Source organism: Streptomyces sp. NPDC059788, from assembly GCF_042732265.1.
Classification (GTDB): Bacteria; Actinomycetota; Actinomycetes; order Streptomycetales; family Streptomycetaceae; genus Streptomyces.
In genome coordinates this window covers 82173-103160 of the sequence record NZ_JBHWHY010000038.1, presented here as the reverse complement: position 1 = coordinate 103160, position 20988 = coordinate 82173, and the positions used below count along the sequence as shown (strand labels likewise).

The 20988-nt window shown below is 72.2% G+C and carries 14 protein-coding genes; 6 read left to right on the top strand and 8 right to left on the bottom strand.

The genetic code is table 11. The annotated features are described in order from the left end of the window. Window positions 1–155 precede the first annotated feature (155 nt). From aceE to ACFV57_RS29775, 5 genes are all read right to left on the bottom strand, one after another. Entirely contained in the window at window positions 156–2816 is a 2661-nt protein-coding gene (aceE, locus tag ACFV57_RS29795; protein ID WP_385238539.1) for a pyruvate dehydrogenase (acetyl-transferring), homodimeric type, read from the bottom strand. 218 nt (window positions 2817–3034) lie between these two features. Beyond that, on the bottom strand, window positions 3035–3658 hold the full coding sequence (locus ACFV57_RS29790; protein WP_385238537.1) for a GntR family transcriptional regulator: 624 nt from the start codon (window positions 3656–3658) through the stop codon (window positions 3035–3037). A gap of 171 nt (window positions 3659–3829) precedes the next feature. Then, window positions 3830–5608 carry a 2-oxoglutarate dehydrogenase, E2 component, dihydrolipoamide succinyltransferase gene (gene sucB, locus ACFV57_RS29785; protein ID WP_385238535.1) on the bottom strand — a complete coding sequence of 593 codons (1779 nt, stop codon included), beginning with the start codon at window positions 5606–5608 and terminating at the stop codon, window positions 3830–3832. Between the two features lie 52 nt (window positions 5609–5660). Beyond that, window positions 5661–7049 (bottom strand): dihydrolipoyl dehydrogenase, encoded by a 1389-nt coding sequence (gene lpdA, locus ACFV57_RS29780; protein ID WP_385238533.1) that lies wholly within the window; start codon window positions 7047–7049, stop codon window positions 5661–5663. A gap of 313 nt (window positions 7050–7362) precedes the next feature. Next, entirely contained in the window at window positions 7363–8907 is a 1545-nt protein-coding gene (locus tag ACFV57_RS29775) for a leucyl aminopeptidase (protein WP_385238531.1), read from the bottom strand. Window positions 8908–9274: 367 nt separating this feature from the next. Here ACFV57_RS29775 and ACFV57_RS29770 point away from each other — a divergent pair, with 367 nt between their 5' ends. The 5 genes from ACFV57_RS29770 to ACFV57_RS29750 all read left to right on the top strand — a co-directional run bounded on the left by ACFV57_RS29770 (window position 9275) and on the right by ACFV57_RS29750 (window position 16767). Further along, window positions 9275–11353 (top strand): hypothetical protein, encoded by a 2079-nt coding sequence (locus ACFV57_RS29770; RefSeq protein ID WP_385238529.1) that lies wholly within the window; start codon window positions 9275–9277, stop codon window positions 11351–11353. Window positions 11354–11987: 634 nt separating this feature from the next. Continuing rightward, window positions 11988–13487, top strand: coding sequence for a GT4 family glycosyltransferase PelF (gene pelF, locus ACFV57_RS29765; protein WP_385238554.1), 1500 nt, complete (start codon window positions 11988–11990; stop codon window positions 13485–13487). After that, complete coding sequence (locus ACFV57_RS29760) at window positions 13484–14944, top strand: hypothetical protein (RefSeq protein WP_385238527.1); 1461 nt, start codon at window positions 13484–13486, stop codon at window positions 14942–14944. Before pelF ends, ACFV57_RS29760 begins: the two co-directional genes overlap by 4 nt. Window positions 14945–15169: 225 nt before the next feature. After that, window positions 15170–15865, top strand: coding sequence for a spherulation-specific family 4 protein (locus tag ACFV57_RS29755; protein ID WP_385238525.1), 696 nt, complete (start codon window positions 15170–15172; stop codon window positions 15863–15865). Further along, complete coding sequence (locus tag ACFV57_RS29750) at window positions 15862–16767, top strand: endo alpha-1,4 polygalactosaminidase (RefSeq protein ID WP_385238523.1); 906 nt, start codon at window positions 15862–15864, stop codon at window positions 16765–16767. The genes ACFV57_RS29755 and ACFV57_RS29750 overlap by 4 nt, the downstream gene beginning before the upstream one ends. A gap of 49 nt (window positions 16768–16816) precedes the next feature. Here the strand turns inward: ACFV57_RS29750 and ACFV57_RS29745 are convergent, their stop codons facing one another. After that, window positions 16817–17629 carry an adenosylcobinamide-GDP ribazoletransferase gene (locus ACFV57_RS29745; RefSeq protein WP_385238521.1) on the bottom strand — a complete coding sequence of 271 codons (813 nt, stop codon included), beginning with the start codon at window positions 17627–17629 and terminating at the stop codon, window positions 16817–16819. A gap of 78 nt (window positions 17630–17707) precedes the next feature. Between ACFV57_RS29745 and ACFV57_RS29740 the strand changes: the two genes are divergently transcribed. Continuing rightward, complete coding sequence (locus tag ACFV57_RS29740; RefSeq protein WP_385238519.1) at window positions 17708–18445, top strand: hypothetical protein; 738 nt, start codon at window positions 17708–17710, stop codon at window positions 18443–18445. A gap of 37 nt (window positions 18446–18482) precedes the next feature. Here the strand turns inward: ACFV57_RS29740 and ACFV57_RS29735 are convergent, their stop codons facing one another. Both ACFV57_RS29735 and ACFV57_RS29730 read right to left on the bottom strand, forming a co-directional pair. Then, window positions 18483–19178: a hypothetical protein gene (locus ACFV57_RS29735; protein WP_385238517.1), complete on the bottom strand. Its 696-nt coding sequence runs from the start codon at window positions 19176–19178 to the stop codon at window positions 18483–18485. Next, complete coding sequence (locus ACFV57_RS29730; protein ID WP_385238515.1) at window positions 19175–20941, bottom strand: phosphatidylglycerol lysyltransferase domain-containing protein; 1767 nt, start codon at window positions 20939–20941, stop codon at window positions 19175–19177. The genes ACFV57_RS29735 and ACFV57_RS29730 overlap by 4 nt, the downstream gene beginning before the upstream one ends. Between the last annotated feature and the right edge of the window lie 47 nt (window positions 20942–20988).

Here is a 20988-nt window from a genome sequence, read left to right as displayed (position 1 = left end):
GCAGGGAGTCGCCGGAAGCCGCGCCCATAAGAGCAGACCCGTGCGGAGACCCCGGGCGCGGTTGAGGTGGCCTCCGCACGGGAGCCGGGGGCGCCGGACCGGAATCCGGCGCGGGACGCGGGCGCGGCGGGCGGGCCGCCGCGCCCGGCGCGGGCCTACAGGCCGTAGCGCTCCTTGGCCTCCTTGACCGTCTCCGCCTTCACGTCGCCGCGGCGGGACAGCGCGGCCAGGGCCTGCACCACGACCGACTGCGCGTCCACGCCGAAGTGGCGGCGGGCCGCCTCACGGGTGTCGGACAGGCCGAAGCCGTCGGTGCCGACGGAGGTCCAGTCCTGCTCGACCCACGGCGCGATCTGGTCGGGCACGGCACGCATCCAGTCGCTGACCGCCACGACCGGGCCGGGGGCGCCGGCCAGCGCACGGGTCACGTACGGGACGCGGTCCTCGCCGTCCAGGCGGGCGGCGTCGCACTCCAGCGCGTCGCGGCGCAGCTCCGTCCAGGACGGCGCCGACCAGATGTCCGCCGCCACGCCCCAGTCGCGGGCCAGGATCTCCTGGGCCTCCAGGATCCAGTGGATGGCGGTGCCGGAGGCCAGCAGCTGGAGGCGCGGCGCGTCGGCGGCGGCGGGCTCGGCCTCCTTGAAGCGGTAGAGGCCCTTGAGGATGCCCTCCTCGACGCCCTCCGGCATGGCGGGCTGCACCTTGGTCTCGTTGTAGACCGTCAGGTAGTAGAAGACATCCTCCGCGTCCGGGCCGTACATCCGGCGCAGGCCCTCCTTGACGATCACCGCGACCTCGTACGCGAACGCCGGGTCGTAGGAGAGCGCCGCCGGGTTGGTGGAGGCGATCAGGTGCGAGTGGCCGTCCGCGTGCTGGAGGCCCTCGCCGGTCATCGTCGTACGGCCGGCCGTGGCGCCGATGACGAAGCCGCGGCCCAGCTGGTCGGCGAGCGCCCAGAACTGGTCGGCGGTGCGCTGCCAGCCGAACATCGAGTAGAAGATGTAGAACGGGATCATCGGCTCGCCGTGGGTGGCGTACGAGGTCGCCGCCGCGGTGAAGTCGGCCAGCGAACCGGCCTCCGTGATGCCCTCGTTGAGGATCTGGCCGTCCTTGGCTTCCTTGTAGTACAGGAGCTGGTCGCGGTCGACCGGGTCGTAGGTCTGGCCGACGGGGGAGTAGAGCCCGGCGGACGGGAACAGCGACTCCATGCCGAAGGTACGGGCCTCGTCGGGCACGACCGGCACCCAGCGCTTGCCGGTCTCCTTGTCCCGCATCAGGTCCTTGACCAGGCGGACGAACGCCATGGTGGTGGCGATCTCCTGCGCGCCCGAACCCTTCTTCAGGGCGTCGAACGCCTTGTCGGAGGGCATCGGCAGCGGCTTGGCGACGACCTTGCGCGCGGGGGCCGGGCCGCCGAGCGCCGCGCGGCGCCCGCGCAGGTACTCCATCTCGGGGGAGTTCTCGTCCGGGCGGGCGTACGGCACCACGTCCGCGTCCAGGGCGCTGTCCGGGATCGGCAGCTCCAGGAGGTCGCGCATGGTGCGGAACTGCTCGCCGGTGAGCTTCTTCATCTGGTGGTTGGCGTTACGGGACTCGAAGCCCTCGCCGAGGGTGTAGCCCTTGACGGTCTGCGCCAGGATGACGGTCGGCGCGCCCTTGTGCTCGACGGCGGCCTTGTATGCGGCGTACACCTTGCGCGGTTCGTGGCCGGCGCGGGAGGTCTGGAACAGCTCCAGCAGCTTGGCGTCCGACAGGCCCTGGGCGATGCGGCCGAGCGACGGGTCCGAGCCGAAGAAGTGCTCGCGCAGGTAGGCGGCGTCGCGGGTGGCGTACGTCTGGAACTGCGCGTCCGGGGTCTCGCGCAGGCGGCGGAGCAGGGCGCCGTCGGTGTCCTGGGCGAAGACCTCGTCCCACGCCTGGCCCCACAGGGACTTGATGACGTTCCAGCCCGCGGCGCGGAACTGGGCCTCCAGCTCCTGCACGATCTTGAAGTTGGGGCGGACCGGGCCGTCCAGGCGCTGCAGGTTGCAGTTGATGACGAAGGTCAGGTTGTCCAGGCCCTCGCGGCCGGCCAGTGCCAGTGCGGCCGTCGACTCGGGCTCGTCCATCTCGCCGTCACCGAGGAACGCCCACACGTGGGAGTTCGAGGTGTCCTTGATGCCGCGGTGCTCCAGGTAGCGGTTGAAGCGCGCCTGGTAGATCGCGGAGAGCGGGCCCAGGCCCATGGAGACGGTGGGGAACTCCCACAGCCAGGGCAGGCGCCGCGGGTGCGGGTAGGAGGGCAGGCCGTCACCGGCCGCCTCCTGGCGGAAGCGGTCGAGCTGGTCCTCGGTGAGGCGGCCTTCGAGGAAGGCGCGGGCGTAGATGCCGGGGGAGGCGTGGCCCTGGATGTAGAGCTGGTCACCGCTCCCGTCGGCCTCCTTGCCGCGGAAGAAGTGCTGGAAGCCGGTCTCGTAGAGCCAGGCCGCCGAGGCGAAGGTGGCGATGTGGCCGCCGAGGCCGAGGCGGGAGCCGCGGGTGACCATGACGGCCGCGTTCCAGCGGTTCCACGCCGTGATCCGGGCCTCCATCGCCTCGTCGCCCGGGAACTCGGGCTCGGCGGAGGTCGGGATGGTGTTGACGTAGTCGGTTTCGAGCGGCGCGAGGCCCGGGGCACCGGTGTGCTCCACGGCACGGCGCATCAGGTAGGCGGCGCGGTGCTCGCCTGCCGCCTTCGTGACGGCGTCCAGGGACTCGCGCCACTCGGCCGTCTCCTCCGGGTCGCGGTCCGGGACCTGGTCGAGCTGGCTGTACGGCATGCGTACGGGATCGGGCATGGGTGGCCCCTTTCCGGACGGAGGAGGGAGGTGCGATGAGTGCTTGGCAGGCAGGGGTGTCGCGCCCCACGAACGACGATACGCCTCTGATCGATGATCGATCAACGCAAGTTGAAGGAAAAACCGCAGGTCGGCACGGGGTGCCAGCCTTCTGGGCACGGGGTGCCAGGCTCGCTGCGGCTGGGAATCGTCGGCGAAAGGGGCGCGGACCTGCGGATTCAGACCCGGGGCGCGCAGCTCAGCACATGGCTCTTCAGCAGCTCGCCGATCCTCGGGTCCCGCCGCCGGAACGCGTCCACGATCTCCTGGTGGTCCCGCGCGTGCGAACGCGGCTCCGGACTGAACCAGCGGATGGACAGCGTCGTCCACACCTCGACGCCCAGCGACTCCCAGGTGTGCAGCAGGACGGCGTTACGGGCGGCGCGCACGATCTCGCGGTGGAAGGCGACCGTGTGCCGGACCTGCGCCTCGCCGTCGCCGTGCCGGTCCGCCTCGCACAGCGCCGCCACCTCCCGGTCCAGCGCCGCGGTGTCCTCGGCCAGCCGCCCGGCGGCCAGCTCGGCCGCCACCTGCTCCAGGCCGGCCCGCACCGGGTAGCTCTCCTTGAGGTCGTCGGCGGTCAGGTTCCGCACCCGTACGCCCTTGTTCGGCGCCGACTCGATCAGCTGGAGCGACTCCAGCTCGCGCAGCGCCTCCCGTACGGGCGTCTGGCTGACCTCCAGCTCGACCGCGATCCGCCGTTCCACGATCCGCTCACCGGGCTGCCAGCGGCCGCTGACGATCCCTTCGAGGATGTGCTCGCGGATCTGCTCGCGGAGCGAATGGACAACGGGCGGGGTCATGAGGTGCTCCTTCAGAGCGTGCGGCTGGCGGCGGCCGGGCCCCGTGCCGCGGGGCGGCGCGGGAAACACAGGACGGCCATTATCCGTGCAACGAAAACGGGTCGGCCCCGGCTCGTACGAACTTGTACGAACCGGGGCCGACCCTGCACACCTACGCGGTGGCTACCGTGCTCAGAGACCGATCTCGGTCTCGAACTCGCCGGCCTCCAGGATCTGCTTGACCGTCGTCAGGTAACGGGCCGCGTCGGCACCGTCCACCAGGCGGTGGTCGTAGGAGAGCGCCAGGTAGGTCATGTGGCGCACGGCGATGGTCTCGCCCAGCTCCGGGTGGTCGACGACCACCGGGCGCTTGACGGTGGCGCCGATGCCCAGGATGCCGACCTGGTTCGGCGGCACGATGACCGTGTCGAACAGCGCACCGCGCGAGCCGGTGTTGCTGATCGTGAAGGTCGCGCCGGCGAGGTCGTCCGGGGTGATCTTGTTGGAGCGGACCTTGCCGGCCAGCTCCGCGGTCTTACGGGCGACGCCGGCGATGTTCAGGTCGCCCGCGCCCTTGATGACCGGGGTCATCAGGCCCTTCTCCGCGTCCACCGCGATACCGACGTTCTCGGTGTCGAAGTAGGTGATCGTGCCCTCGTCCTCGTTGATCCGGGCGTTGACGACCGGGTGGGCCTTCAGCGCCTGGACAGCGGCCTTGACGAAGAACGGCATCGGGGAGAGCTTGACGCCCTCACGCTGCGCGAAGGCGTCCTTGGCCTTGTTGCGCATCCGCATGATCTTGGTGATGTCCACCTCGACCACGGAGGTCAGCTGCGCCTGGCCGTGCAGGGCCTTCATCATGTTGTCGCCGATGACCTTGCGCATCCGCGGCATCTTGACGGTCTGGCCGCGCAGCGGCGACGCCTCGATGGCGGGGGCCTTCGAGGCGGCCGGGGCGGCGGCAGCGGCCGGGGCGGCCTGCTGCTTGGCGGCCTCGGCGGCGGCGATGACGTCCTGCTTGCGGATACGGCCGCCGACGCCGGTGCCCTTGACCGAGCCCAGGTCCACGCCGTTCTCCTGGGCCAGCTTGCGGACCAGGGGGGTGACGTACGCGGCGTCCGCCTCACCCGCGGCCGGGGCCGGGGTGACGGGGGCGGCGGCCGGAGCCGGCGCCGGGGCCGGAGCGGCCGGGGCCGGGTCCGGGGCGGGGGTGGTGACCTGCTGCGGCGCGGGGGCCGAGGGGGCCTGGGGGGCCGGAGCGGGGGCTTCCTGCTTGGGAGCCTCCTGCTTCGGAGCCTCCTGGGCGGGGGCGGGAGCCGGAGCCGCGGGGGCCTCGGCCTGCGCCGGGGCAGCACCCTTGGCACCGATGACGGCCAGCTTGGCGCCGACCTCCGCGGTCTCGTCCTCGCCGACCACGATCTCCAGCAGGGTGCCGGCGGCGGGGGCGGGGATCTCGGTGTCGACCTTGTCGGTGGAGACCTCCAGCAGCGGCTCGTCCTCGGCCACCTCCTCGCCGACCTCCTTGAGCCAGCGGGTGACGGTGCCCTCGGTGACGCTCTCGCCGAGCGCGGGGAGGACGACGTCCGTACCCTGGGCGCCGCCGGCCGGGGCCGCGGGGGCCTCCTGCTGGGGGGCTTCCTGGGCGGGGGCCGCGGCGGGCTCCGGCTGCGCCGGGGCCTCCTCGGCGGGCGCCTCGGCCTGCGCCGGGGCGGACTCGGCCGCGGGCGCGCCGCTGCCGTCGTCGATGATCGCCAGCTCGGCGCCGACCTCGACGGTCTCGTCCTCGGCCACCTTGATGGAGGCCAGCACGCCGGCGGCGGGGGCGGGGATCTCGGTGTCGACCTTGTCGGTCGACACCTCCAGCAGAGGCTCGTCGGCCTCTACGCGCTCACCCTCGGCCTTCAGCCAGCGGGTGACGGTGCCCTCGGTGACGCTCTCGCCGAGCGCCGGAAGGGTTACGGAAACCGCCATGGTTTCTCTTGCTCCTTACGAAAACGGGTATGTGGTCGCGCCCGGACCGGGATCAGTCGTGGGAGTGGAGAGGCTTGCCGGCCAGGGCCAGGTGGGCCTCGCCGAGCGCCTCGTTCTGCGTCGGGTGCGCGTGGATGAGCTGCGCAACCTCGGCCGGCAGGGCTTCCCAGTTGTAGACCAGCTGGGCCTCGCCGACCTGCTCGCCCATACGGTCACCGACCATGTGGACGCCGACCACGGCACCGTCCTTGACCTGGACGAGCTTGATCTCGCCCGCGGTCTTGAGGATCTTGCTCTTGCCGTTGCCCGCGAGGTTGTACTTCAGAGCGACGACCTTGTCGGCACCGTACAGCTCCTTGGCCTTCGCCTCGGTGATGCCCACCGAGGCGACCTCCGGGTGGCAGTACGTCACGCGCGGCACGCCGTCGTAGTCGATCGGCACGGTCTTGATGCCGGCCAGCCGCTCCGCCACCAGGATGCCCTCGGCGAAGCCGACGTGCGCGAGCTGGAGGGTCGGTACGAGGTCACCGACGGCCGAGATCGTCGGCACGTTGGTCTGCATGTACTCGTCGACCAGGACGTAGCCGCGGTCCATGGCGACCCCGGCCTCCTCGTAGCCCAGGCCCTGGGAGACCGGGCCGCGGCCGATGGCGACCAGCAGCACCTCGGCCTCGAAGGTCTTGCCGTCGGCCAGCGTGACCTTGACGCCGTCCTGGGTGTACTCGGCCTTGTCGAAGAAGGTGCCGAGGTTGAACTTGATGCCGCGCTTGCGGAAGGCCCGCTCCAGCAGCTTGGAGCTGTTCTCGTCCTCGACCGGGACGAGGTGCTTGAGGCCCTCGACGATGGTCACGTCGGTGCCGAAGGACTTCCACGCGGAGGCGAACTCGACGCCGATGACGCCGCCGCCCAGCACGATCGCGGACTTCGGCACGCGGTCCAGCTTCAGCGCGTGGTCCGAGGAGATGATGCGGTCGCCGTCGATCTCCAGGCCCGGCAGGGACTTCGGCACGGAGCCGGTCGCCAGCAGGACGTGGCGGCCCTGGACGCGCTGACCGTTCACGTCGACGGAGGTGGGGGAGGACAGCCGGCCCTCACCCTCGATGTAGGTCACCTTGCGGGAGGCGACCAGGCCCTGCAGTCCCTTGTACAGGCCCGAGATGACCTCGTCCTTGTACTTGTGCACACCCTCGATGTCGATGCCGTCGAGGGTGGCCTTGACGCCGAACTGCGCGGCTTCGCGGGCCTGGTCCGCGATCTCGCCGGCGTGCAGCAGGGCCTTGGTGGGAATGCAGCCGTTGTGCAGGCAGGTGCCGCCGAGCTTGTTCTTCTCGATCAGGGCGACGTCCAGGCCCAGCTGCGCCCCGCGCAGGGCAGCGGCGTAACCGCCGCTACCGCCTCCGAGGATCACTAGGTCGAAAACGGTGCTGGCGTCGTTCGCCACGTCACGTCCTCCATGCATGGGTACGCCGGAGCCGGTCTTCGGTGACCGGGCGGCGGCTGTTGATCGGCCGCTGGTTGGTTCGGCCCTGGGTAAGGGGGGCCCTGTCCTGCCAAGAACCCATCTTCGCACTTGTTGAAGGCGGGCGGGACGGCGGGCCGGGCTGTGGAGCGGCACGATGGCCGTTCCGGGGGGTTGCGCGTGCGGTTACTCCGGCGTACGGGTGTGCGGATTTCGTCGAGGGCGAACACGCGCGTACGGTCCCGGGCGCCGGGCCCGGGACCGTACGGACAAAGCGGGAGTAACCGGGAGGGCGTCAGCCGAGGTCACCGTCCGCGGTGCGCTCGGCCAGCCGCACCAGGGTGCGGACCGCGGAGCCGGTGCCGCCCTTGGGGGTGTAGCCGAAGGGCGCGCTCTCGTGGAAGGCCGGGCCGGCGATGTCCAGGTGGGCCCAGGTGATGCCCTCGCCCACGAACTCCTGAAGGAACACGCCGGCCAGCAGGCCGCCGCCGGCCCGCTCGCCGATGTTCTTCAGGTCGGCCACCGGGGAGTCCATGGTCCGGCGCAGCTCGCCCGGCATCGGCATCGGCCAGGACGGCTCGCCGGCCGCCTCGGCGATCTCGTGCAGGCTGGTCCGGAAGGCGTCGTCGTTGGCCATGATCCCGAAGGTCCGGTTGCCCAGCGCCAGCACCATCGCGCCGGTCAGCGTCGCGACGTCCACGATCGCGTCGGGCTGCTCCTCCGAGGCGCGGGTCAGCGCGTCGGCCAGTACGAGCCGGCCCTCGGCGTCGGTGTTCAGCACCTCGACGGTCTTGCCGTTGTACATGGTCAGCACGTCGCCGGGGCGCATCGCGTTGCCCGACGGCATGTTCTCGGCGAGCGCCAGCCAGCCGGTGACGTTGACCCGCAGGCCCAGGCGGGCGGCGGCCACGACCGTGGCGAACACGGCGGCGGCGCCGCTCATGTCGCACTTCATGGTCTCGTTGAAGCCGGCCGGCTTCAGGGAGATGCCGCCCGAGTCGTAGGTGATGCCCTTGCCGACGAGCGCCAGGGTCTTTTCGGCCTTCGGGTGGGTGTAGGCGATCCGTACCAGGCGCGGCGGGTTGTCCGAACCCTGGCCGACGCCCATCAGGCCGCCGTAGCCGCCCTTCTTCAGGGCCTTCTCGTCCAGCACCTCGGCCTTGAGGCCGAACTCCTTCGCGGCGGCCTGGGCGTGCGCGGCGAAGGACTTCGGGGTGAGGTCGTTGGAGGGGGTGTTGATCAGGTCGCGGGCGCGGTTGACCTCGGCGGCCAGGGCCTCGGCGCGCTCGGCGGCGGCCTTGAAGGCCTTGTCGCGCGGCTTGGCTCCGAGGAGCGCGATCTCGCCCAGCGGCGCCTTGCCGTCGGTCTTCCTGGCGCCGCGGGCGCCCTTCGCGTCGCCGCTGTCGCTGCGGTACGCGGTGAAGACGTACGCGCCGAGCAGCGCGCCCTCGGCGACCGCGGCGGCGTCGCCGGCGTCCCCGGTGGGCAGCGCGAAGCCGGCCTTCTTGGTGCCGGCCAGGGCGCGGGCGGCGGAGCCGGCGGCGCGGCGCAGCGCCTCGGTGTCGTACTCCTCGTCCCCCTCGGGGGCCTCGCCCAGGCCGACCGCCAGCACGACCGCGGCCTTCAGGCCGGCGGGAGCGGGCAGCTTGGTGGTCTCGCCCTCGGCACCGCTCGCGCCGAGGGTCTCCAGTACGGCGGCGAGCCCGCCGTCGAACGCCTTGTCCACGGCCTCGGCGCCGGGGGCCACGACGACGCCCTTGGCGCCCTTGGCCACGCCGACGACGACGGCGTCCGCACGCAACGTCGCGGCGGAGGATGTGCTGAGGGTCAGTGCAGTCACGGTGATGAGAGTCCTGTTCCGTCCGGGTGTCCGTTCGCGCCGAGGGCGCTGCTGCGGCCGAGCCTACGCTCGGGTCCGCCGCCCGTAACCGCTTGATACCGGATCGGCCTGGCCCGTCACATCTGCAACACCCGCCCCTGTGGCACCAACGTCTCCTGGAGTTGGGGGAGTTGCCGATTCCCACGGGTGACACGGCCGGTCCGTACACCAGAGGGCGCCGTCAATTCTCCTGCGCCGAATGAGACGTGCGTCACAGTCGGTGCGACTGTGGGATAGACGGCATGGAACCTTCGCATGATGTCCACGAGCCTGCCCGGTGCCGCTTCCGGAAGCAGGGGGACTTCCGGGGGGAAGAGGGGTTGCGCCCATGGGCAGCAAGGTCAGACCGGCCAGAGTCTTAACCGCACTCGCCGCGGCGTTGGTCACGGCACTGCCGTTGGCGGTGAGTGCCCCCGCCGCGCAGGCCGCGCCCGCGGCGGCCGACGCCGTACCACGCATCGACCTGCGGATACTGGTGGTGAGCGACGGCGGCGAGTCCACTGACGCCATCGTCGCCGAACTCCGCAGCCAAGGCATCCCGTACACCACCGTCGACCTGACCGCCGCCGGCCGCCCGCTGATCAACGAGGCGTTCCTCAGCGACACGGTGGACGGCCGGCCGCGCGCCAAGTTCCAGGGCGTCGTCCTGCCGAACGACAATCCCTTCGGCACGGCCGCCTCCACCGAGCTGGCGGCCCTGAAGGCGTACGAGACCACGTACAAGATCCCGCAGGTGGACGCCTACACCTACGCCCGGCCCGACGTCGGCCTGCGCACGCCCGACGACGGCGGCTACGCCGGGGTGCTGGACGGCTTCGCCACCCGCACCACCGACGCCGGCAAGGCGGGGCCCTTCGGCTACCTGAAGGGCGCGGTGCCCTTCGAGGACGCCGACCCGCAGGTCTCCGAGTCCTACGGCTACGTCGCGCAGCCGCTCGCCGCCCCGCCCGCCGGGGCCACCTTCACGCCGTACCTGGACGCGGCGGTGCCCGGCACCTCCGCCCGCGGCTCGCTGGTCGGCGAGTACGCCCGCGACGGCCGCCGCGAGCTGGTCATCACCTTCGCGCAGAACCGCTACCAGCAGCAGTTCCGGCTGCTCGCCCGCGGCATCGTGGACTGGCTCACCCAGGGCGTCCACCTCGGCCAGAGCCGCAACTACTTCTCCGTCCAGGTCGACGACATCTTCGCCCCGGACGCCCGCTGGGACGTGCAGAACAACTGCACCCCCGGCGACTTCGACTGCCCCTCCGGCGTCCCGGACACCACGCCGATCCGGATGACCGAGGCGGACGCCGCGTACGCCGCCGAGTGGCAGCGCGTCAGCGGCTACCAGCTCGACATGGTCTACAACGCCGGCTCCGGCGAGGAGTGGAAGTCGGAGCACGGCGGGACGGACGCGATGGCCGACCGGCTGCTCGCCGACAAGGACGACTACCGCTGGGTCAACCACACCTGGACGCACCCCTTCCTCGGCTGCGTCCAGGACACCTCGGTCGTGCCCTGGCGCTGCTCCAAGGACCTGTTCGGCAGCACCCGGTGGGTCAGCCGCGCCGAGATCGCCGGCGAGATCGAGAAGAACCACGCCTGGGGCGTGTCCAGGGGCCTGAGCCTGGACCCCTCGGAGCTGGTCACCGGTGAGCACTCCGGCCTGAAGTCCCTGCCGCAGCAGCCGCAGGACAACCCCAACCTCGCCCCGGCGCTCGCCGCCACCGGCGTCAAGTGGCTCGCGAGCGACAACTCGCGGGAGTCCGCACAGCGCCCGGCCGGTGCGGCGCTGACCGTGCCGCGCTACCCGATGAACGTGTACTACAACGTGGGCAAGGCGGCCGAAGAGGTCGACGAGTACAACTGGATCTACACCAGCAAGGCCGACGGCGGCAGCGGGATCTGCGAGACCGACCCCAACTCCACCTGCATGTCCGGGCCGCTGCCGACCTCCACCGGCTACGCCTCCTACATCGTCCCGCAGGAGGTGCGGACCGCCCTCGGACACGCTCTGGCCAACGATCCGCGTCCCCACTACATCCACCAGTCGAACCTCGCCGAGGACCGGATCGCCTATCCGGTTCTGGACAAAGTTCTGGCCGACTATCGCGGGTTCTTCGCCGACAGCACGCCCGTCGTCAACCAGCGGCACCGGGACATCGGACGCGAGTTGCAGCAGCGTGCGGCCTGGCAGCGGGCGCTGGACGCCGGTTCGGTGACGGCATACAGAATTGGCGACACTGTCACCATCACGTCGCCGGACGGGGTGGCCGCTGCGGCTACGATGCCCGACGGAACCAGAACACAACTCCCTAACGGGACCGCGGAATTCGGCACGAGTTATGCCGGACGGGTATCGGAGTGGGCCACAGCGCAGTCGCCCGGAGCGGCCATCACGCTCCAGCTTCCGACGACCGCCTGACGCGTCCCCGGCGCCGCCCGGCCCGCACGACCTGCCGGGCGCGCCGGGACCGGGCGGCCGGTGTCCGGCCACGTCCCGCCACCGCCGGAACCGAAGTCCCGCACCGACCGCTGCCCGCCCGCCAGCACGCCACCACCGATGACGGCGCACCGCGACCCCGCGTGCGCTCCCGCACCGCCGCACGTGTCCGGCCGCACCCGCAACGCGGCACGTCACGGCGCGGCACCCGCACCGATGTACCCGCAAAGCTCCACCGCGCCCGCACCGGCACGCCGGTGCGCGACGGCGCACCCGGACGCCAGTACGGACGCGCAGGTACGGACGCGTCCGCACCGGTGTCCGGCGGCTGTGCCCGCGCACCGTCCCCGGCGCGCCGCCGCACCGCCCCCACGCCCGTCCCCGCAGTCCCGCACACACGTCCCCGCAGTTCGCACGCGCCCGCACCAGGCCGGCACGGCCGCCGGCCGCGCAGCGCGCCCGCGCGGTGCCCGCAGCACCCGCGCCCGCGCGCTCCGTACCGCTCGACCCAGCACTCATTTCCCGGGGGGGATTCGCCATGAACGCAACCCTGTACGAGGTCGGCAGCCGAAGTCGGCAGCCCGAGGACGCGCCGCAGCCCGGCAGGCACGTCACCATGCTCACCGAGGGGACCTACCCGCACGTCCACGGCGGCGTCTCCACCTGGTGCGACCAGCTCGTACGGGGCATGCCCGAAGTCCGCTTCAACGTCATCGCGCTCACCGGCAGCGGCCGCGAGCCGGTGACCTGGGACCTGCCCGACAACGTCTACGCGCGCTCCTCCGTGCCCATGTGGGGCCCGCCGCCGGGACGGCGCACCGCCGGGCTGTTCCGGGGCCGCGAGCGCCGCCGCTTCGTCGACACCTACGAGCGCTTCCTGCTGTCCATGCTGGACCCGCAGTCCTGCACCGACTTCGGCACCGAGCTGTACGCACTGGCCGCGCTCGCCCGCGAAGGACGCCTCAGCGCCGCGCTGCGCACCGAGTCCGCGCTGCGCTCCCTGATGTGGATCTGGACCCTGCCGCACGTCGCCACGCGGGCCGCCGAGCCCACCGTGCACGACGCGCTGACCGCCACCGACCTGCTGGAGCACGCCCTGCGGCCGCTGTCCGTACGCGTACCGCGGGACAGCGTGGCGCACGCGGTGAGCAACGGGCTGGCCTGCCTGCCGGCGCTCGCCGCCAAGGAGTTCGACGGCGTACCGTTCCTGCTCACCGAGCACGGCATCTACCTGCGCGAGCGCTACCTCGGCTACCGCTCCGACGCGCAGCGCTGGCCCGTCAAGGCCCTGATGCTCGGCTTCTACCGGCAGCTGACCATCGAGAGCTACCGGGCCGCCGACCTGATCACCCCGTGCAACAAGTACAACACCCGGTGGGAGGAGCGCGGCGGAACCCCGCCCGAGAAGATCCGCACCGTCTACAACGGCGTCGACGTCCAGCTCTTCCCGCACGCCGAACAGGAACCGGACGCTCCCACGCTGAGCTGGGCCGGGCGGATCGACCCCATCAAGGACCTGGAAACCCTCATCCGCGCCTACGCGCTGTGCCGCGCCGAGGTCCCCGACCTGCGGCTGCGCCTGTTCGGCGGGGTGCCGGCCGGCGGCGAGGCGTACAAGACCCGCTGCGAGAAGCTGGCCGCCTCGCTCGGCGTGACCGACGGGCTCAGCTGGGAGGGGCGCATCGACGACGTGGCGCGCGCCTACGCCGCCGGCAGCATCGTCATGCTCTCCAGCATCTCCGAGGGCTTCCCGTTCAGCCTGATAGAGGCCATGTCCTGCGGCCGGTCCACCGTCTCCACCGACGTCGGCGGCGTGCGCGAGGCGGTCGGCGACACCGGGCTGGTCGTCCCGCCGCGGGAACCGGAAGCGATGGCCAAGGCCACCCTGGAACTGCTGAAGGGCGGCTGGGAGAAGCGCGCCGAACTCGGCAGCCGGGCCCGCCAGCGGGTCATCGACCAGTTCACCCTGCGCCGCTCCGTCGACGGCTTCCGCACCATCTACCGCGAACTCGACGGCGCCGCCGCGCAGACCGCCGGCCAGCCGCGAGAGGAGTGGACGCTGCAGCTCCGCGGGCCGTGGGCCACCCCCCTCGCCGCGGACGGGGCCGGCTGGTGAGCGGATCGCTGTGGCTGGTGCCGGGCGAGGGCAAGGGCCGTACGGACGCCCTGCCGGACGTACCGCGCCGGCGACCGCACTGGGCGGCGCCCGACCCGATCGACGAACTCGCCCGGCGCATGGGCGACCTGATCGCCGCGGCCGTCCACCCCGACGAGATCGCCGCCATCATCGAGTCCGACGGCATGAGCGACGACCAGATCAAGCTCACCTACGGGCGCGAGAACTCCTTCGCGCTGGCCGAGGAACTGTACGAACGCATTCCGCGCAGCTACCCCGAACCGGACCGAGTGATCACCGACCCCTGGCGGGTCAGCCTGCTCGGCTGTCTGCTGCGCGCCCTGGTCTTCGCGCTGCCCGGACTCGCCTACGTCCTCGGCTCCCACCTGCTGTCCGGCCCGCCGGACGCCCGCGGGCTGCCCGCGGGCACGATGCCGCTGCTGGCCGGCGCCCTGACCGGCTGGGTCTGGAACCAGGCACTCGCCCACCGGGCGTACTCCTGGCTCGGCCTGGGCGCGCGGTGGCCCGCCGCCCGCGCCCTCGCCGTCGGCGCCCCGCTCGGCGCGCTGGTGGGCGCCGCGGTCGCCTGGATCGTCGGCGCCGCCGACGCGGACGCGCCCGGCGCGGTGGCCTTCGCCGCCGGGCAGGCCGCCTACCTCGGCGCGGCCACCACGCTGCTCGTCTTCGGGCAGGAACGGTGGCTGCTGTACGCGCTGGCCCCGGTCGGCCTCGGTGCCGCGCTGATGGCGGTGTACGTGCCGCCGGACGCCGTACGGGTGGCCCTGCTCGTCCTCTCGCTCGGCACCGCCGTCGCGCTGGCGTCCGTCACCGTGCTGCGGTGCCGCCGTGAGCCGCGCCAGGACGGGCCGGGGCCGCGGGCGGCGGCCTCCCTGCCGTACGGGCTCTTCGGCCTGGCCATCGGGGTGCTGGTGCTGCTCACGGCGCTCGGCGACGTCCTGCGGTACGGGGCGCGGGCCGAGGTCGCGGCGCCCGCCGCGGTGGCGCTCACGCTCAGCATGGGGCCCGCCGAGTGGCTGCTGTACCGCTACCGCAGCCGTGCCGTGGCCGGGCTGCGTGCCAGCACCACCCCCGCCGGGTTCTGGCGCGCCACCTCCGGCGCGCTGGCCCGGTGCCTGGTCTCCTACCTCGCGGTGCTCGCCCTGCTCGGCGGCGCCGGAACCCTCCTGTGGCGGCAGGGGCCGCCGATGGACGTGCCGCACGCCCTGGGACTGCTGTGTCTGGGCACGGTGCTGTGGACCGCGCTGCTGCTGCAGGCGTTCGGGGCAGTGCCGGTCGCGGCGGTGGTGTGCGGCCTGGCCGCGGCGGCCCAGACCGCGGTCCTGGTGACCGGGCCGCTGTCCCCGGCCGTCGGGCAGCTGGTGGTCTGCGGCGTTGCCGCGCTCGTCCTGGCCGCCCTCGTCTCCGCCCTGCTGGGCCGCGCCACGGCCCACCGCTGAGGCCCGCGGCACATGCGCAACCGGCGCCGGGCCCCCGCGCCGGGTCCCATCGCCCGCGTACCCCACGTTCCGTACGGTCGCATCCCGCGGCCCGTACGGAACGCCCGCCGCCAAGGCCACCCGCGCACCCGCCACTTGGCCGGTAACCGGTGCCGGGTCCCCGTATCTCCCGGCGTACTCGTATCCTCAGCATCTCGTCCCATTTCCGACAGGAGCCCCCGAACCATGACCCGGCCGTCCCCGGGGCAGCCCCGCCCGGCCTCCCGCCAGTTGCTGGTTCCGCTCTACGAGCACCCGGCCGAGCGCCCCGACGCCTGGCGGCGACTGGTCGCGGCGGCCCCCGATCTCTACGGCGTGGTGCTCAACCCGGCCAACGGCCCCGGCACCGCCCCCGACCCGGACTTCGCGGAGGTCGCCGGGCAGCTGCGGGCCGCGGGCGTACGGGTCCTCGGCTACACCGACACCGACTACGGCCGCCGCCCGCACGCGGCCGTCGTCCAGGACCTGCTGCGGCACCGCGAGTGGTACGCGGCCGACGGCGCGTTCTTCGACCAGGCCGCGGCCGACGCCGGGCTCCTCCTGCACTACAGCCGCCTGACGGTCGCCGCGCGCGCCGCCGGCGCCCGCACCGTCGTCCTCAACCACGGCCTCCACCCGCACCCCCGCTACCTCGACTTCGCCGACCTCCTGGTCACCTTCGAGAACAGCTGGGCGGTGTACGCGAACGCCGAGATCCCGCCGTGGACCGCCCACCATCCGCCCGAGCGCTTCTGCCATCTGATCCACGGCCTCCCCGAAACCTGCGCCGAGGCCGCCGCCGAGCTGGCCCGGCAGCGCGGGGCCGCCGTGCACTGCGCCGTCCCCGGCACCGCGCCGCACCCTTGGGACGCGCTTCCGCCCTATCTGGAGACCCCCCGATGAACCCCCCGCACCTCCGCAAGAGACTCCTGCTCCTCCTCGGCTCGCTCCTGCTCGTCAGCACCGCCTGTTCCCAGCTCCCGCCCGGCCCGGACGGCAAGCCGAGCCACAGCGCGAGTCCGGGTACCGGCAGCCCGGGCAGCCCCGGGAGTCCGAGCGGCTCCGGCAGCCCGAGCGGTTCGGGCAGTCCCGGCGGCAAGCCCCGCCCCATCTGGCACCCCGAGCCCGGCGTCGCCTGGCAGTGGCAGCTCACCGGGAAGCTCGACCTCTCCGTGGACGCGCCCGTCTACGACATCGACGGCTTCAACCAGAAGGCGGCCACCGTCGCCGACCTCCACCAGCGCGGCCGCAAGGCCATCTGCTACATCAGCGTCGGCGCCTACGAGGACTTCCGCCCGGACGCGCGCCACTTCCCCAAGGACGTCATCGGCGAGGAGAACGGCTGGGAGGGTGAGCGCTGGCTCGACATCCGCCGTCTGGACGTCCTGCGCCCGCTGATGGCCAAGCGCTTCGACATGTGCCGGGACAAGGGCTTCGACGCGGTCGAGCCGGACAACGTCGACGGCTACAAGAACGACACCGGCTTCGAACTGACGGCCGAGCACCAGCTCGCCTTCAACCGCATGATCGCCAAGCTGGCCCACGACCGCGGCATGTCCGTCGGCCTCAAGAACGACCTCGACCAGATCCCCCAGCTCGTCGGCGACTTCGACTTCGCCGTCAACGAGCAGTGCGCCCAGTACGACGAGTGCGCGACCATGACCCCGTTCATCAAGGCGGACAAGGCCGTCTTCCACGTCGAGTACGAACTCCCCGCGTCCCGGTTCTGCACCTCCGCGAAGCGGCTCCGGCTCAGCTCGATGCAGAAGCGGCTGCACCTGGACGCGTGGCGGCAGGCCTGCTGACGTAGGACGCCGAGCCCGCTGACGCAGGACGTACGCCGGAGCGGCGGGGTCAGCCCAGGGCCGCCACGACGACCGCCGCCAGCCCCGCAGTCTCCGCGATGGCGCCGAAGACGTCGCCGGTGATGCCGCCGAAGCGGTGGCGGCAGCGGCGGAGGGCCGCTTCGCCCGCGGCGAGGGCGAGGAGGGCGGCCAGGCCCGTGTGGAGGGCTCCGTACGGGCCCGAGTGGGCGCCGAGAGCGGCGCAGAGGGCGACGACGGCGAGCGCCGTGGCCGCCGCCGCGCGCAGCGGTACCGTGCCGGCCACGGCGGCGCCGAGCCCTTCGGGGCGGGCCGGGGGGACACCGGGGCGCGCGGCGAGGGTGAGGGCGCAGCGCGCGGTGACGGCGGCGACGACGGCGGCCGCCGCGCCGTGCGCCCAGCCGCGTTCGTACAGCTGGGCCAGGGCGGCGACCTGGGCCAGCAGGGTGAAGAGCAGGGTGATCACGCCGAACGGGCCGATGTCGGACTGCTTCATGATGCGCAGCGCGTCCTCGGCGGGTTTGCCGCTGCCCAGGCCGTCGGCGGTGTCGGCGAGCCCGTCCAGGTGCAGGCCGCGGGTCAGGACGGCGGGCACGGCGGCCGTCGCGACGGCGGCGAGCAGGGGGCCGCTGTCCAGGAGGAGGAGCAGGGTGCCGAGGGCCGCTGCCGCCAGGCCGACGACCAGGCCCGCCACGGGCGCGCACAGCATTCCGCCGCGCGCCGCCGCCCGGTCCCAGCGGCGCAGTCGTACGGGCAGCACGGTCAGCGTTCCGAAGGCGAAACGCATGGCGTCCCCCAGGGTGGGGGAAGGCGGGGGGCCAAAGGGGGCGGCGGCGTCGTTCATCGCGGCAGGCTAACCCGGCTGTCCCCGGCCGTACGGCGCTAAATTGCCCCTATACGCGACAAATGGGGAGTACGTGGCATGGGTCACTGGTGGTTCCGCAACATCGTCGAGCCGGGGAAGCTGCCCCTGCTGCTCGCGCTCGTCTCCTTCGTGCTGACCTTCGTCGTCACCCGGGTGATCACCCGGCTGATCCGTGCCGGGAAGGGCCCCTTCCGCAACATCTCGCCGGGCGGCCTGCACGTCCACCACGTCGTGCCGGGCGTGGTGCTCATGGTGGTCGGCGGGTTCACCGCGCTGGCCGGCGGCCGACACGGGTACGGGTCCGGGATAGCGGCGGTGCTCTTCGGGATGGGCGTCGGGCTGGTGCTGGACGAGTTCGCGCTGATCCTGCACCTGGACGACGTGTACTGGAGCGAGCAGGGCACCAAGAGCGTGGAGATCGTGATCGTCACGGCCGCGCTGGTGGCGCTGATCCTGAGCGGTTCGCTGCCGTTCGGGGTGAACGAGCTGAGTCCCGACGAGTTCCACAACCGCTTCCGGGTGGTGCGGACCGTCGGGATCAACTTCCTGTTCGCGCTGGTCGCCCTCTTCAAGGGCAAGGGCCGGATGGCGGTGATCGGCGTGTTCGTGCCGTTCGTCGCCCTGTTCGGGGCCATCCGGCTGGCCCGGCCGAACTCACCCTGGGCGAAACGGTTCTACCGGCGGCGCCCCAAGGCCCGCGCCAAGGCGAAGGTCCGCGCCTTCCGGCACGACCGGCGCTGGAGCGGACTGCGCCGCCGGGTGAACCACGTCATCGGCGGGGCGCCGAGCCACTGAGCGCCGGTGTCCGGCTCCCGGCCGGGCGCCGCCGGGGTCAGGCAGCGGTCCTGGCCCGCTGCTCGCCCCGCGGCTTGCGCCGGTGCAGCACCTCCCACACCCCGCACAGCGCCAGCACCGCGACGACCGCGGCGATGTGCTCCCGGCCCGCCAGGTTGTTCTTGATGAACACCACCTCGTAGACCATCGCCAGCACCACCAGCGCGCAGGTGAACCACGCCCGGTAGACCCAGCACACGAAGATCCCCAGGCCGACCACGGCCGCCGAGGGACCGGTGTCGTGCACGAACGCGTCCGTCGGCGGCAGGCCGATCGGGTTGTCCGGGCCGAGCCAGATGCCGATCCGCGCGTACATCGTCCCGGCCAGCGTGGCCGCGTACGCGATCAGCAGCGTCCGCCCCCGGCCCAGGCAGATCTCACAGATGCCGAAGACCAGCAGGAGCTGAGCCAGCGCGCCCCACACCGGCAGGTCCAGGGCGGGCACGAACAGCGACAGCGGGGTGCGCAGCAGCGCCAGCCACAGATGTTCGTCGGCCTGCACCGAACCGATGTTCTGGATGAACTGATAGCCCCAGGACTGGTTCTGCACGATCTGGAAGAGGGAGGTGAGCAGGACGGCGGCGATCGTCATCGGGATCGCCAGCAGCTTCTTCGTGCGCAGCGCGGACCACACGGTCCGCAGCAGCAGGCCCCACTCGGCACGCACGGCGCGGCGCAGGGCCGGCTCGCTCATCTCTTGGTCTCCAGGTGTTTGCGGTTGAGCCACTTCGGCAGGCCGGGGGCCTCCAGGAACCCTTCGGCGCGGGCGCTCGCGATGCCGATGCGTAGCAGATCGGTGCTCTTTTCGAAGAGCATGTACCGGGGCTCCCAGATGGGCCGGTATTTCGCGTTCGCGCGATAGAGCGATTCGATCTGCCACCACCGGGAGAAGAAGCTGAGCAGCGAGCGCCACAGGCGCAGCACCGGGCCCGCGCCGAGCCGCGCACCGCGCTCGAAGACGGAGCGGAACATCGCGAAGTTCAGTGAGACCTGAGTGACGTCCACCTCTTTCGCCCGCTGGATCATCTCCAGCACCATGAACTCCATCAGGCCGTTCTCGGAGTCCCGGTCGCGGCGCATCAGGTCCAGCGACAGGCCCTTGGTGCCCCACGGCACGAAGCTGAGCAGGGCGCGCAGTTCACCGTCCGCGTCGGTGCATTCGAGCATCACGCAGCGCCCGTCGCCGGGGTCGCCGAGCCGGCCCAGCGCCATCGAGAAGCCGCGCTCGGTCTCGCCGTCCCGCCAGTCGTCGGCCAGCTTCAGCAGCCGGTCCATCTCGGCCTCGGGAATGTCCTCGTGGCGCCGGATGCGGACTGTGTAGCCGGCCCGCTTGACCCGGTTGTACGCCTGCCGGACGGTGCGCATCGCACGCCCCTCCAGCGTGAACTCCCCGGTGTCCACGATCGCCTCGTCGCCCAGTTCCAGCGCGTCCAGGCCGTGCCGGGCGTAGATCGTGCCGCCCTCCTCGCTCGCGCCCATCACGGCCGGCGCCCAGCCGTGCGAGCGGGCCTCGGCGAGCCACAGGTCGATGGCACCGGGCCACGCCTCCGGGTCGCCGATCGGGTCGGCGGAGGCCAGCGAGACCCCGCCGACGACGCGGTAGGTGACGGCGGCCTTGCCGCTGGGGGACCAGATGACGCTCTTGTCGCGGCGCAGTGCGAAGTAGCCGAGCGAGTCCCGGTCGCCCTGCCGCGCCAGCAGGGCGCGCAGTCGCTCCTCGTCCTCGGCGGTGATCAGGTCGGTGCTGCGTACGGAACGGAAGGCGGCCCACAGCACGAGCACCAGCAGGACCGTGCTCATCACGTTGATGACGACATTGACCCAGCTCGGCGTGACGATGCCGGGAATCCGGGACTCGTCGGCGGCGATGGAGACCAGCCGCATGACGCCGTAGCGCCAGCGCTCCGGGAAGGTGGAGTGGCCGTTGTGCGCGGTGTTGGCGACGGTGACCAGGAGCGCCGCGAGCAGCGAGGTGACCAGCAGGCCGCCGAGCGCGACGGCCCCGGCCAGCCTGGGGTTGGAGCGGTCGCCCTTGGCGTAGAACTCCTTGCGGCCCACGAGCAGCGCGACGACGAACAGCAGCGTCACGGCGAAGGAGAACCAGTTCTGCCCGTGTCCGCGGAACTCCGGCGCCACCACCAGGGCGAGCGCGAACACCACCAGGAACAGCCCGGCCAGAACCAGGTTCAGTATCCACGCGGCGCGTTTGCGGCGCCGCATGGTGACCGCGAAGAACAGTGAGAAGACGCCGGACGCGAAGCCCGCGGTGAGCAGGTAGGGAGTGAAGAACTCCGCGATGTTGTGCCGGCGGATGTCGTTGCCGAACGACACCCACACGGCGCTGAGGAAATTGATGAAGGTGACGGCACGCAGATACCAGACGGCGTACGCGGCACCGCGCTGTGACCACCGACCGCGGGTGCGGTCCTCATCCGGGCTCAAACGGACTTCTCCCATGAGGTTTGATCATATGGGGGCGCCGTCGATGCCCGGATCGCTGGAAT

What these genes read in the sequence shown, in the direction of transcription:
- ACFV57_RS29740 (WP_385238519.1), top strand. Translation starts at nt 17,708, where the DNA reads ATGGGTCACTGGTGGTTCCGCAACATCGTCGAGCCGGGGAAGCTGCCC.
- ACFV57_RS29770 (WP_385238529.1), top strand. Translation starts at nt 9,275, where the DNA reads ATGGGCAGCAAGGTCAGACCGGCCAGAGTCTTAACCGCACTCGCCGCG.
- ACFV57_RS29730 (WP_385238515.1), bottom strand. Translation starts at nt 20,941, where the DNA reads ATGGGAGAAGTCCGTTTGAGCCCGGATGAGGACCGCACCCGCGGTCGG.
- ACFV57_RS29750 (WP_385238523.1), top strand. Translation starts at nt 15,862, where the DNA reads ATGAACCCCCCGCACCTCCGCAAGAGACTCCTGCTCCTCCTCGGCTCG.
- ACFV57_RS29755 (WP_385238525.1), top strand. Translation starts at nt 15,170, where the DNA reads ATGACCCGGCCGTCCCCGGGGCAGCCCCGCCCGGCCTCCCGCCAGTTG.
- ACFV57_RS29790 (WP_385238537.1), bottom strand. Translation starts at nt 3,658, where the DNA reads ATGACCCCGCCCGTTGTCCATTCGCTCCGCGAGCAGATCCGCGAGCAC.
- sucB (WP_385238535.1), bottom strand. Translation starts at nt 5,608, where the DNA reads ATGGCGGTTTCCGTAACCCTTCCGGCGCTCGGCGAGAGCGTCACCGAG.
- aceE (WP_385238539.1), bottom strand. Translation starts at nt 2,816, where the DNA reads ATGCCCGATCCCGTACGCATGCCGTACAGCCAGCTCGACCAGGTCCCG.
- pelF (WP_385238554.1), top strand. Translation starts at nt 11,988, where the DNA reads ATGCTCACCGAGGGGACCTACCCGCACGTCCACGGCGGCGTCTCCACC.
- ACFV57_RS29745 (WP_385238521.1), bottom strand. Translation starts at nt 17,629, where the DNA reads ATGAACGACGCCGCCGCCCCCTTTGGCCCCCCGCCTTCCCCCACCCTG.
- ACFV57_RS29735 (WP_385238517.1), bottom strand. Translation starts at nt 19,178, where the DNA reads ATGAGCGAGCCGGCCCTGCGCCGCGCCGTGCGTGCCGAGTGGGGCCTG.